Source organism: Lysinibacillus sp. YS11 (genome assembly GCF_002896375.1).
Lineage (GTDB): Bacteria > Bacillota > Bacilli > Bacillales_A > Planococcaceae > Lysinibacillus > Lysinibacillus capsici.
This window is the reverse complement of sequence record NZ_CP026007.1, coordinates 4,008,225-4,022,140: the sequence shown is the minus strand read 5'-3', so window position 1 is coordinate 4,022,140 and position 13,916 is coordinate 4,008,225. Positions and strand designations below refer to the sequence as shown.

Annotated in this window: 6 protein-coding genes, 2 rRNA genes and 2 riboswitches; all 8 genes read left to right on the top strand. The window is 42.2% G+C overall.

What is annotated here, in order from left to right; all coding sequences use genetic code 11:
- Positions 1–68 precede the first annotated feature (68 nt).
- The 8 genes from LBYS11_RS20165 (at position 69) to LBYS11_RS20130 (ending at position 13,884) form a co-directional block, all read left to right on the top strand.
- Positions 69–1,013 (top strand): AAA family ATPase, encoded by a 945-nt coding sequence (locus LBYS11_RS20165; protein ID WP_048395021.1) that lies wholly within the window; start codon positions 69–71, stop codon positions 1,011–1,013.
- A complete protein-coding gene (locus LBYS11_RS20160) occupies positions 1,010–2,191 on the top strand; it encodes a DUF58 domain-containing protein (protein WP_103118862.1) in 1,182 nt (393 codons plus the stop codon). The genes LBYS11_RS20165 and LBYS11_RS20160 overlap by 4 nt, the downstream gene beginning before the upstream one ends.
- Positions 2,188–4,371, top strand: coding sequence for a DUF4129 domain-containing transglutaminase family protein (locus LBYS11_RS20155; RefSeq protein WP_066038120.1), 2,184 nt, complete (start codon positions 2,188–2,190; stop codon positions 4,369–4,371). Before LBYS11_RS20160 ends, LBYS11_RS20155 begins: the two co-directional genes overlap by 4 nt.
- Positions 4,372–4,403: 32 nt before the next feature.
- Positions 4,404–4,505, top strand: a riboswitch (purine riboswitch).
- A 155-nt stretch (positions 4,506–4,660) separates the two neighbouring features.
- The gene (gene guaA, locus LBYS11_RS20150) at positions 4,661–6,214 is read left to right on the top strand and encodes a glutamine-hydrolyzing GMP synthase (RefSeq protein WP_036076059.1); all 1,554 of its coding nucleotides are present in this window, start codon (positions 4,661–4,663) and stop codon (positions 6,212–6,214) included.
- 175 nt (positions 6,215–6,389) lie between these two features.
- Positions 6,390–7,058, top strand: coding sequence for an MOSC domain-containing protein (locus tag LBYS11_RS20145; RefSeq protein ID WP_103118861.1), 669 nt, complete (start codon positions 6,390–6,392; stop codon positions 7,056–7,058).
- A gap of 209 nt (positions 7,059–7,267) precedes the next feature.
- A riboswitch (purine riboswitch) is annotated at positions 7,268–7,369 on the top strand.
- A 131-nt stretch (positions 7,370–7,500) separates the two neighbouring features.
- The gene (locus LBYS11_RS20140) at positions 7,501–8,802 is read left to right on the top strand and encodes an NCS2 family permease (protein ID WP_103118860.1); all 1,302 of its coding nucleotides are present in this window, start codon (positions 7,501–7,503) and stop codon (positions 8,800–8,802) included.
- A gap of 420 nt (positions 8,803–9,222) precedes the next feature.
- Positions 9,223–10,774 (top strand): 16S ribosomal RNA (locus LBYS11_RS20135).
- A gap of 182 nt (positions 10,775–10,956) precedes the next feature.
- Positions 10,957–13,884 (top strand): 23S ribosomal RNA (locus LBYS11_RS20130).
- Together the 16S and 23S rRNA genes form the textbook arrangement of a ribosomal RNA operon.
- Positions 13,885–13,916: the final 32 nt, after the last annotated feature.

Sequence of the window (13,916 nt, the reverse complement as noted above, 5' to 3'; positions counted from 1 at the left end):
GCTATGCTTAGATTAAGTTTGCTTGCAATTCACACAATTGCTTGATGGAATGGGAGGCTTTTCGATTAATGAATGCTCAAATACAGAATGTTTTAGAAAATATAGAAAAGGTAATGATTGGTAAAAGAGAAGTTGCTGAGCTCAGTATTGTCGCATTATTAGCAAGGGGACATGTTTTATTGGAGGATGTACCTGGAGTAGGAAAGACAATGATGGTGCGAGCACTTGCAAAATCGTTTGATGCACAATTTAAGCGTATTCAATTTACGCCAGATCTATTGCCATCAGATGTAGTCGGTATTTCTATTTATAATCCCAAAACAATGGAGTTTGAATTTCGTCCAGGGCCAATTATGGGGGATGTTGTATTAGCCGATGAAATTAACCGAACGTCACCGAAAACTCAATCAGCGTTGTTAGAGGGGATGGAAGAGGCTTCTGTTACAATTGATGGGAAAACGCTGATGATCAATCAGCCATTTTTTGTGATGGCTACACAAAACCCGATTGAACATGAAGGTACCTATCCTTTACCTGAAGCACAACTAGATCGATTTCTCTTAAAGATAAAAATGGGCTATCCATCTAGGGGGCAAGAGGTTGAAATTTTACGAAGAGCTGAGAATGGTAAAGCCATTGAAAAAATCGAAGCAGTATTATCGGTAGCGCAATTAATCGAATTACAGGAACTTGTTCAAGGTGTGTATGTAGAAGATTCTGTTAAAAATTATATGGTGGAGCTTGCTACCCTAACAAGAGAAAATAATTATGTCTATTTAGGTGTGAGTCCACGTGCCACAATAGCGCTAATGAAAGCTTCTCAAGCTTACGCATTTTTAAAAGGACGAAGCTATGTTACCCCTGATGATGTTCAATATTTAGTGCCATTTGTTTTTAATCATCGTTTAGTTTTAAAACCAGATGCACGCTATGATAACGTGACAGCAGACGAAATTATCCAGCGGATCATTGCTAAAACACCAGTTCCGACAAAGAGGTTTGCAGAACAATGAGGCAATGGAAAGCTTTTGTAGAAAAAAGTAAACATTTCCTATTAATCGCTTTCTTGATGATCATAACATTTTGTTATGCAATGTTCCAAGGTGGGTTTGTGAGCTGGTTTGTATTTTTTACGGTTAGCCCATTTTTAGTATATGCATTCATTTTCTTTGTCGTTAGAGAAGATATTTTACTAATCGAACGCAAGATTGACCCGATTCATATAGAACGAGGTCAATCAGCGAAGGTGCTTATTACGATAGAACGTAAAACACGTTTTCCATTTGCCTATATCGTAATGGAGGAACTTGTGGATAGTGAGGGATTAGTGCAAGCTAAAATACAAAATGCGAATGCCATTAAGTTCGTTGGATTTAAAAAAACCTTTAGCTGGCAATATGAATTGGAAAATATGCCACGTGGTGAACATCGTTACCTAGGTGTTACAATTGTTTTCTATGATTTTTTTGGCTGGGCTAAAAAGGTTGTCGTAGCAGAAAAGGACCAAACTATTTTAGTTTACCCAAGAGTACAAGAGATGAAATATGCTGCGCTTCAAACAAAATATGATGTTGGCTTGATGATGTCTCCATACTCTATTGTGAAGGACACATCGATGGCTGTTGGATTACGAGAGTACGTTCCAGGAGATCGTTTTTCGTGGATTCATTGGAAATCATTTGCACGTACACAAAAGTTACAGTCTAAGGAATTTGAGGATCGACAATCATCTGAACTAATGTTAGTGCTAGACGCTACAAAATCCTCGATGTTTGAAGAAAAAGTAGAGTTAGTAGCTTCAATGCTACAAATGATCGTTCAGGAACGAGGAGATTTATCATTTATTTCTGCTGGAGCAATGACGAAAGTATTCCCAGCTATACAGGGTGACAAGCATTTAGATCAAGTCATGTATCATTTAGCTGCGATAAAACCTACAGAGAATGTCAAGTTTCGATTTCATGACCAACAAGCCTTTAAACAAGTTGCAACACTGCTTTATGTGACAAGTGATGTTTCAGATGAATTCCTACATACTCTTGCGAATATAGTGAAAAGCTGTATTTGTTTTGTAGTGGCAAAGCAGCAACCAGTGCAATCTGAGCTTGCGATGCGGTATAAACATATACAAGTTATTTATGTAAATCCAGCAGATTTCTATCATTTATTCACGGAGGTGATAAGACCGTGAAGCAATCATTAGGAGAATTTTTAGAATTAGCCATAGCTTATGTTATTGTATTTTTCATTTTGCGTGAATGGCTTATTCCCATTATGCAATTAACGAATACAGGTGGGATGCATCTTTTCTTAGTGTTTATCGGTATGTCTTTAGCGCTAAGTCTTTTCCGCGTACATCCTTTATTATCAGGATTAGTGAAGTTTGGTTATATTACCTGGTTTGTCGTTTTTATCTATAGCCCTAGTCCTGTATTATCTGGTGATACATTGCCTTTTTTATTGGCTGAATGGAGAGGGAACATGGCCACGATTCTAACAGGTGACTTTGGACAGGTTTCAGATGTTTTCAGAACAGTGTTATTTCTTGTATTGATTTGGATGCTGGTCTATTTAATTCACCATTGGGTTTCGGTGCGAAAAAATATATTCTACTTCTTTGCCATGACCGTATTCTTTATTGCTACTTTGGATACATTTAGTGACTATGACGGTAAAGCGGCAATTGTAAAAGTTGTTGTTTTAGGATTAATCATGACAGGTGTTCTTTTTGTCAAGCGCCTATGGCTTCAAGTAGAAACTACAAGTACGGTAATGGAGAAATGGAAAATTGTTATTCCCATGCTAGTATCTGTATTACTCGTTAGTTCTGTAGCATACTTTTTACCAAAGACTGGGCCAACATGGGCAGATCCGGTGCCGTTTATCCAAGGGGTTACTGGACAAGACGGAAATGGAAATGGTCAAAAATCAGTTGGTTATAGCCAGGATGATAGTCAGTTAGGTGGTCCGTTCCAAGGAGATAATACTTTAATATTCACTGCCTCTTCCCGTGATCGTCATTATTGGCGTATTGAAACAAAAGATACGTATACGTCAAAAGGTTGGATTGTTTCAGAGGGGAACTTTGGGAAAAATGTTTATGAGTCAAATACACCCATTCTGACTTCTTTACAAGTAGGGCCGCCCGAAAGTGAACGTCAGATTCAATTAGATATTGCTGTTCCAATGCCATTTTTAATTCAAACATATGGTATGCTTTCTGTTTCGGCTCAAGATTCCACTTTATTTATTCAAGATGAGCAGACTGAAAAAATGAATATAGAACAACAGGTAGGGGAATCGAAATCATTATCAAACTATTCATTGTCTTATAGTGAGCCTGTTTATAGTATGGAGCAGCTCCAATTGTCATATCCAGCAACACTTGAAACAATGGATTCTTCCTTTGATCGATTTTTGCAGTTACCTAACCAACTTCCTCAGCGTGTAAGGGACTTAGCGTCTGAAATAACGCAAAAGAAAGATACGGTTTATGAACAAATTAAGGCTGTAGAAAGTTATTTTAGAACAAATGGTTTTAAGTACGATAAAACGCAAGCTGCCATTCCTGGTGAAAATCAGGATTATGTCGATCAATTTTTGTTCGATACAAAAGTTGGATATTGTGATAATTTCTCCACTTCAATGGTGGTACTTTTACGCTCAGTAGGAATCCCAGCTCGATGGGTGAAAGGCTTTGCACCTGGAACTGCAGGACCTGTGTCAGATGGATTACGCGAATATCGCATCACGAATGACAATGCGCACTCATGGGTAGAAGCTTTTATACCTGGAACGGGATGGATGGAGTTTGAGCCTACAATCGGCTTTTCTGGGAATGTTAACATCGATTATGATATTCCGTTAGATACGTCTGATGAGGAGGAAGTGGCGCAGCCAGAACGAAAACCCGAGCAGCCACAACCACAAGAACAGGTAACCGAGAAGGAACAGACAAAATCAACATTTAGCTTTGATGCAATGTGGTTATGGATGAAAAAGTTTGCCTATGTTTGGGTGATAATTGTTGTATTATTAATAATCACAGGTATTTCTTTATTCTTACAGCGTAAAACGTGGATTCCTAAGATGCATGTTCGAGCATACCGTAAAAAAGTAGCGGATTGGTCAAATTTCGATTCTTCCTACCATGTTTTACTGAAGCAATTATCCCGTATTGGTTTGCGGAGAAAAGATGGAGAAACGTTAAGTGCATTCGCAGAGCGTGTAGATTCAGCATTAGAAACAGATGAAATGCAAAAGCTGACGGTAGTTTACGAGCAACATATTTATGGGAAAGACAAAGAAGATGTTGATTTTGTGAAGCTGAAAGAAAGTTGGGAATATTTAATCAATCGCACTATCAGTTGATTTTAACGTAGACAAAGAGTAAAATGAAAAAAATTAAATGCAAGGATTGCTTTCATATAAGTTCGATAATAGGGTTCGGATGTTTCTACGAAATCACCTTAAATGATTTCTCTATGAAGGCGGATGTTTTCGTTAGGTGAAAAGTATAGTAAATCACTTTACTTTGCTACGCATTCGCCTTTATCAATATTCTAGAGCTTATGAACGCGTAGAAAGTTTTTTTACTTTCTTCGCGTTTTTCTTTGAACACATGAAAAATCCTTTAAAAATAATAGAAGAGGTGGAAATTTTGACAGCTAGCCCTTTATTAAAAGAGCAAGAAAAAATCGTTGTACTAGACTTCGGTAGCCAATTTAACCAATTAATTACACGTCGTATTCGTGAATTTGGTGTTTTCAGTGAATTACATCCACATACGGTAACTGCAGAAGAAATTAAAGATATGAACGCAACAGGTATTATTTTCTCAGGTGGTCCAAACTCTGTTTATGATGAAAATGCCTTTCATGTGGATCCAGCTATCTTCGAATTAGGTTTACCGATTTTAGGTATTTGCTATGGTATGCAATTAATGGCCCATACAAACGGCGGTAAAGTTGAAGGTGCTGAAACACGCGAGTATGGTAAAGCCGAAATTCAAGTAACAACACCAAACAAATTATTTGGTGAATTACCTACAGAACAAATCGTTTGGATGAGCCATGGTGACCATGTAACAGAAGTTCCAGCTGGATTTGAAGTCATCGCAACTAGTGCATCTTGTCCGATTGCTGCAATGGCAAACGTTGAACGTAAACTATATGCTGTACAATTCCATCCAGAAGTACGTCACTCTGTATATGGTAATGATCTATTACGTCAATTCGTATTCGACATCTGTGAAGCGAAAGGCGATTGGTCAATGGCAAACTTCATTGAGCTTGAAATTGCAAAAATTCGTGAAATCGTTGGCGATAAAAAAGTATTATGTGCACTTTCTGGTGGTGTAGACTCATCAGTGGTAGCGGTGTTAATCCATAAAGCAATAGGCGATCAATTAACTTGTATGTTCGTAGACCACAACTTAAACCGTAAAGGCGAAGTTGAACAAGTAATGAAAACATTCACAGAAGACTTTGACATGAATCTTATTAAAATTGATGCACGTAAACGATTCATGGACAAACTTGCTGGGGTTTCTGATCCAGAGAAAAAACGTAAAATTATCGGTAATGAATTCATTTATGTATTTGATGAAGAGGCATCTAAGCTTGAAGGTATGGATTTCTTAGCACAAGGAACTCTTTACACAGATATTATTGAATCTGGTACTTCAACTGCACAAACAATCAAATCACACCATAATGTTGGTGGTCTTCCTGAAGATATGCAATTCCAACTAATTGAGCCACTGAAAACTTTATTTAAAGATGAAGTACGTGCGCTAGGCTTAGAGCTTGGACTAGACGAAAAAATTGTTTGGCGTCAACCGTTCCCAGGTCCTGGATTAGGTATCCGTGTGCTTGGTGAAGTAACAGAAGAAAAATTAGAAATCGTTCGCGAATCTGATTTCATTCTACGTGAAGAAATCGCAAAAGCTGGCCTTGATCGTGATATTTGGCAATATTTTACAGTGTTACCTGATATCCGTTCAGTAGGTGTAATGGGCGATGCTCGTACGTATGACTATGCAATCGGTATCCGTGCCGTTACATCTATCGACGGTATGACTTCTGACTGGGCACGTATTCCTTGGGATGTACTAGAGAAAATCTCCGTCCGCCTTGTAAACGAAGTAAAACACGTGAACCGCGTGCTGTATGATATTACATCTAAGCCACCAGCAACGATTGAGTGGGAATAATAGCAAAAGCCCTAAAAGCCCTGAGAGGTTTTTAGGGCTTTTTTTGATTTATTTCCTTCTGAATTTATGGCTTAATGAAGTATCTCAACTGCAACAATTGCTGGTAAAGTGTTGTATGTAGTAAACTAAATGAATGCACAAGAAATTATACTATTCAGATTAGGGGGGGATTTAAATGGAGAAAAATAAACCAATGATTCATACATTAACGGTTGGGATGCCAAAAGAATTGGTTGATAGTAAAGGACGTTCAATGATTACAGGGATTGAAAAGCAACGAGTGCAAGAAGTTTATTTGTCCTCTCAAGGCTTTGAAGGGGATGATGTGGCAGATAAAAAACATCACGGTGGCCCTGATCGAGCAGTTTGTTTATATCCTGCGGAGCATTACATACAATGGGAACAGGAACTTGGAAAAACGTTACCCGTTGCTGCATTTGGCGAAAATTTAACCGTAACAAATATGTTAGAAGCAGATGTGTGTATTGGTGATATTTATAAAATTGGAGATGCTGTCATTCAAATTACACAGGGACGTATTCCATGTAGTACGATTGATAGATATACCGAGGCAAACACATTACTCAAACGTTTAATCGAAACAGGCTATACAGGTTTCCTTGCGCGTGTACTTGAAGAAGGGACAATCTGTGCAGATTCAACAATTGAGCTTGTAGAAAAGCATCCTGCACGTATCTCTGTTTTGTATTGCAATGAAGTGTACTTCAAAAACAATGATGCAATCGCTATGAAACAAATACAAGCAGTAGATGCATTAGCAGAAGATTGGAAAGAAAAATTAGAAAAAAGAATTCAAGTCTTGCAAAGTAAAGTGATGAGTTAAAACATACGTTCAAAAGAAGGATCCTCTAGAATTTCTAGGGGATTTTTTCTTTAAACTAATTGCTGAAATGTTCAGTACAAAGCCTCTTTAGTAATACATTTAATAGAACCTGAACATTAAATAAGAATTTTACACGAACTTTCGTATTTCTTTTTAGAAAAATGTTCGGAAATGGGGTTGAAATCTAAAAAACGAAATGATATATTACGAATGTAAATTAAATACGTCGTCGTATAATGTCGGGGATAAGGCCCGTGAGTTTCTACCAAGTTACCGTAAATAACTTGACTACGATTTAGGTTTATACATAAATGTATAAACACTAATTTGTTTCACACACTAATTGTGATGAAATATATCGTAGACATGCGACTAGTAGAGTAGTCAGCGTGTCTTTTTTGTTTTCGATATTGAAGACGACCACACGGAGGATTTTTTGATAATGAAAAAATATTTCATGTTCGATGAATTAGGAACTAATTATCGCCGCGAAATAATAGGCGGTATTACAACCTTCCTTGCAATGGCATATATTCTAGCTGTTAACCCAGGTATTCTAGAAAATGCAGGGATGGATAAAGGTGCTGTTTTCGTAGCAACAGCATTAGCAGCAGCAGTCGGTTCTTTGATTATGGGGGTTTTCGCGAAGTTCCCGATTTCACTTGCTCCTGGGATGGGGTTAAATGCATTCTTTGCATTTACTGTAGTCGGAGCATACGGTATTCCGTGGCAAACTGGTTTAACAGGCGTGTTCTTCTCAGGGATTATCTTTATTATTTTATCTTTAACTGGTATCCGCGAAACTGTTATTAATGCTATACCAGTACAACTAAAATATGCGGTTTCTGCAGGTATTGGTTTATTTATAACTTTTGTTGGTTTACAAGGAGCAGGGATCATTGTCGATAGCCCAGCTACTTTAGTCACTTTAGGAAGTTTCACAGGCGCTACATTATTAGCGGTATTCGGAATTATTCTTTCAGTTATTCTTATTATTAAATTGCGCAGTATCGGTATTTTCTTAGGAATGGTGATTACGGCAGTTATTGGGATGATCACAGGTATCATTGATCCTCCGACAGCCGTTGTATCAGCTATTCCAAGTGTAGATTCTACATTCATGGTAGCACTAGAACCACTTGGTGACTTCGGTACATTATTTAACGTGAAGTTTTTAGTAGTAGTGTTAACATTCTTGTTTGTTGATTTCTTTGATACAGCTGGTACTTTAATGGCTGTAGCGACACAAGCAGGTTTAGTAAAAGATAATAAATTACCGCGTGCAGGACGTGCCTTAATGGCAGATGCACTAGCAACAACTATCGGTTCTTTATTTGGTACGTCAACAACAACAGCGTACGTAGAGTCAACTTCTGGAGTTGCTGCAGGCGCTCGTTCAGGATTTTCAGCAGTCGTAACAGCAGTACTGTTCTTAGTTGCATTATTCTTCTCACCATTACTAGCAGTGGTAACACCAGCAGTTACTGCTCCAGCTTTAGTAATCGTAGGGGTACTAATGGTATCGTCCTTACGTTTAATTGATTGGGACAAATTCGAAATAGCAGTACCTGCATTCTTTACAGTATTAATGATGCCACTTGGTTATTCAATTGCTACTGGAATTGCAATCGGCTTTGTATTCTACCCAATTACAATGTTATTAGCAGGTCGTAAAAAGGAAATTCACCCAATGATGTATGGTCTATTCTTTGTTTTCCTTGCATACTTCATTTGGGTACGTTAGTTAAACAGACACCTTTAATTGTTAGTAAGTTGCTAACAATTAGAGGTGTTTTTTATTGATTGATCCTAAATAAAATAAGTTATTATTTTTACATTTATATAGAAGAAACTCGGTTTAAAATAATGCGAATAGTTTTACTTTAATGAAACACTTGCAAACTTAAATTTATGATGATATATTTAAACACGTTGTTACGAAATAAACGAACAACTTAAAAAATATTAACATAAACAGTTGACAACAAGTTAACATTATGTTAAATTATAAAAAGTTACTTAGTGTAACTAGTAAATGAACCTTGAAAACTGAACAAGCAAAACGTAATCAATAAAGTTTTAAGTAGCTAGTTTTGCTAGTGAACGAAACACAATTTTGGACATCAAACATGATGCCAGCAAAATTTGAGCTAATCAAATTTCTTTTATGGAGAGTTTGATCCTGGCTCAGGACGAACGCTGGCGGCGTGCCTAATACATGCAAGTCGAGCGAACAGAAAAGGAGCTTGCTCCTTTGACGTTAGCGGCGGACGGGTGAGTAACACGTGGGCAACCTACCCTATAGTTTGGGATAACTCCGGGAAACCGGGGCTAATACCGAATAATCTCTTTTGCTTCATGGTAAAAGACTGAAAGACGGTTTCGGCTGTCGCTATAGGATGGGCCCGCGGCGCATTAGCTAGTTGGTGAGGTAACGGCTCACCAAGGCGACGATGCGTAGCCGACCTGAGAGGGTGATCGGCCACACTGGGACTGAGACACGGCCCAGACTCCTACGGGAGGCAGCAGTAGGGAATCTTCCACAATGGGCGAAAGCCTGATGGAGCAACGCCGCGTGAGTGAAGAAGGTTTTCGGATCGTAAAACTCTGTTGTAAGGGAAGAACAAGTACAGTAGTAACTGGCTGTACCTTGACGGTACCTTATTAGAAAGCCACGGCTAACTACGTGCCAGCAGCCGCGGTAATACGTAGGTGGCAAGCGTTGTCCGGAATTATTGGGCGTAAAGCGCGCGCAGGCGGTCCTTTAAGTCTGATGTGAAAGCCCACGGCTCAACCGTGGAGGGTCATTGGAAACTGGGGGACTTGAGTGCAGAAGAGGAAAGTGGAATTCCAAGTGTAGCGGTGAAATGCGTAGAGATTTGGAGGAACACCAGTGGCGAAGGCGACTTTCTGGTCTGTAACTGACGCTGAGGCGCGAAAGCGTGGGGAGCAAACAGGATTAGATACCCTGGTAGTCCACGCCGTAAACGATGAGTGCTAAGTGTTAGGGGGTTTCCGCCCCTTAGTGCTGCAGCTAACGCATTAAGCACTCCGCCTGGGGAGTACGGTCGCAAGACTGAAACTCAAAGGAATTGACGGGGGCCCGCACAAGCGGTGGAGCATGTGGTTTAATTCGAAGCAACGCGAAGAACCTTACCAGGTCTTGACATCCCGTTGACCACTGTAGAGATATAGTTTCCCCTTCGGGGGCAACGGTGACAGGTGGTGCATGGTTGTCGTCAGCTCGTGTCGTGAGATGTTGGGTTAAGTCCCGCAACGAGCGCAACCCTTGATCTTAGTTGCCATCATTTAGTTGGGCACTCTAAGGTGACTGCCGGTGACAAACCGGAGGAAGGTGGGGATGACGTCAAATCATCATGCCCCTTATGACCTGGGCTACACACGTGCTACAATGGACGATACAAACGGTTGCCAACTCGCGAGAGGGAGCTAATCCGATAAAGTCGTTCTCAGTTCGGATTGTAGGCTGCAACTCGCCTACATGAAGCCGGAATCGCTAGTAATCGCGGATCAGCATGCCGCGGTGAATACGTTCCCGGGCCTTGTACACACCGCCCGTCACACCACGAGAGTTTGTAACACCCGAAGTCGGTGAGGTAACCTTTTGGAGCCAGCCGCCGAAGGTGGGATAGATGATTGGGGTGAAGTCGTAACAAGGTAGCCGTATCGGAAGGTGCGGCTGGATCACCTCCTTTCTAAGGATTATTTCGGAATACAAACCTTGGGTTTGTAAGATTACGTTTTGCGTTCAGTTTTGAAGGTTCATTCTATTTGAATGAAACACTTCAAAACTTGTTCTTTGAAAACTGGATAAAACGACATTGAAATTGTAACAATCACATTTATTTTTTAAGTTTTTTTATAGGCTTAATAACTTGGTTAAGTTATTAAGGGCGCACGGCGAATGCCTTGGCACTAGGAGCCGAAGAAGGACGGCACTAACACCGATATGCTTCGGGGAGCTGTAAGTGAGCTTTGATCCGGAGATTTCCGAATGGGGGAACCCACTACGTTTAATCGCGTAGTATCTTGACGTGAATACATAGCGTCTTGAAGGCAGACCCAGGGAACTGAAACATCTAAGTACCTGGAGGAAGAGAAAGAAAAATCGATTCCCTGAGTAGCGGCGAGCGAAACGGGAAGAGCCCAAACCAAGAGGCTTGCCTCTTGGGGTTGTAGGACACTCTATACGGAGTTACAAAAGAGCGAGTTAGATGAAGCGACTTGGAAAGGTCCGCCAGAGCAGGTAAAAGCCCTGTAGTCGAAAGTTCGTTCTCTCCTGAGTGGATCCTGAGTACGGCGGAACACGTGAAATTCCGTCGGAATCCGGGAGGACCATCTCCCAAGGCTAAATACTACCTAGTGACCGATAGTGAACCAGTACCGTGAGGGAAAGGTGAAAAGCACCCCGGAAGGGGAGTGAAAGAGATCCTGAAACCGTGTGCCTACAAGTAGTTAGAGCCCGTTAATGGGTGATAGCGTGCCTTTTGTAGAATGAACCGGCGAGTTACGATTACGTGCAAGGTTAAGCTTTAGAAGGCGGAGCCGCAGCGAAAGCGAGTCTGAATAGGGCGAAATAGTACGTGGTCGTAGACCCGAAACCAGGTGATCTACCCATGTCCAGGGTGAAGGTGAGGTAACACTTACTGGAGGCCCGAACCCACGCACGTTGAAAAGTGCGGGGATGAGGTGTGGGTAGCGGAGAAATTCCAATCGAACTTGGAGATAGCTGGTTCTCTCCGAAATAGCTTTAGGGCTAGCCTCGTGATGAGAATACTGGAGGTAGAGCACTGTTTGGACTAGGGGGCCATCCCGGTTTACCGAATTCAGACAAACTCCGAATGCCAGATATTTATACACGGGAGTCAGACTGCGAGTGATAAGATCCGTAGTCAAAAGGGAAACAGCCCAGACCACCAGCTAAGGTCCCAAAGTAATCGTTAAGTGGAAAAGGATGTGGCGTTGCACAGACAACCAGGATGTTGGCTTAGAAGCAGCCATCATTTAAAGAGTGCGTAATAGCTCACTGGTCGAGTGACGCTGCGCCGAAAATGTATCGGGGCTAAACGATTCACCGAAGCTGTGGATTGACATCTACGATGTCAGTGGTAGGAGAGCGTTCTAAGTGCGTTGAAGTCAGATCGGAAGGACTGGTGGAGCGCTTAGAAGTGAGAATGCCGGTATGAGTAGCGAAAGACGGGTGAGAATCCCGTCCACCGTATGACTAAGGTTTCCTGAGGAAGGCTCGTCCGCTCAGGGTTAGTCGGGACCTAAGCCGAGGCCGATAGGCGTAGGCGATGGACAACAGGTTGATATTCCTGTACCACCTCCTCACCGTTTGAGAAATGGGGGGACGCAGTAGGATAGGGTAAGCGCGCCGTTGGTTGTGCGCGTCCAAGCAGTAAGGCGTGTGTGTAGGCAAATCCGCACACTGTAACGTTGAGCTGTGATGGCGAGTCCGTATGGACGAAGTTCCTGATTTCACACTGCCAAGAAAAGCCTCTATCGAGGTGAGAGGTGCCCGTACCGCAAACCGACACAGGTAGTCGAGGAGAGAATCCTAAGGTGTGCGAGAGAACTCTCGTTAAGGAACTCGGCAAAATGACCCCGTAACTTCGGGAGAAGGGGTGCTCTTGAGCGTGCAAGCGCATGAGAGCCGCAGTGAATAGGCCCAGGCGACTGTTTAGCAAAAACACAGGTCTCTGCAAAACCGTAAGGTGACGTATAGGGGCTGACGCCTGCCCGGTGCTGGAAGGTTAAGAGGAGTGGTTAGCGCAAGCGAAGCTGCGAATTGAAGCCCCAGTAAACGGCGGCCGTAACTATAACGGTCCTAAGGTAGCGAAATTCCTTGTCGGGTAAGTTCCGACCCGCACGAAAGGCGTAACGATCTGGGCACTGTCTCAACGAGAGACTCGGTGAAATTATAGTACCTGTGAAGATGCAGGTTACCCGCGACAGGACGGAAAGACCCCGTGGAGCTTTACTGTAGCCTGATATTGAATTTTGGTACAACTTGTACAGGATAGGTAGGAGCCAGAGATCTCGGAGCGCCAGCTTCGAAGGAGGCGTCGGTGGGATACTACCCTGGTTGTATTGAAATTCTAACCCATGCCCCTTAGCGGGGCAGGAGACAGTGTCAGGCGGACAGTTTGACTGGGGCGGTCGCCTCCTAAAAGGTAACGGAGGCGCCCAAAGGTTCCCTCAGAATGGTTGGAAATCATTCGTAGAGTGTAAAGGCACAAGGGAGCTTGACTGCGAGACCTACAAGTCGAGCAGGGTCGAAAGACGGGCTTAGTGATCCGGTGGTTCCGCATGGAAGGGCCATCGCTCAACGGATAAAAGCTACCCCGGGGATAACAGGCTTATCTCCCCCAAGAGTCCACATCGACGGGGAGGTTTGGCACCTCGATGTCGGCTCATCGCATCCTGGGGCTGTAGTCGGTCCCAAGGGTTGGGCTGTTCGCCCATTAAAGCGGTACGCGAGCTGGGTTCAGAACGTCGTGAGACAGTTCGGTCCCTATCCGTCGTGGGCGTAGGAAATTTGAGAGGAGCTGTCCTTAGTACGAGAGGACCGGGATGGACACACCGCTGGTGTACCAGTTGTCTTGCCAAAGGCATCGCTGGGTAGCTATGTGTGGACGGGATAAGTGCTGAAAGCATCTAAGCATGAAGCCCCCCTCAAGATGAGATTTCCCATTACGCAAGTAAGTAAGATCCCTCAAAGACGATGAGGTAGATAGGTTCGAGGTGGAAGTGTGGTGACACATGGAGCTGACGAATACTAATCGATCGAGGACTTAACCAAAAAAGTTTGAAACATTCAATGCAACGTTTATC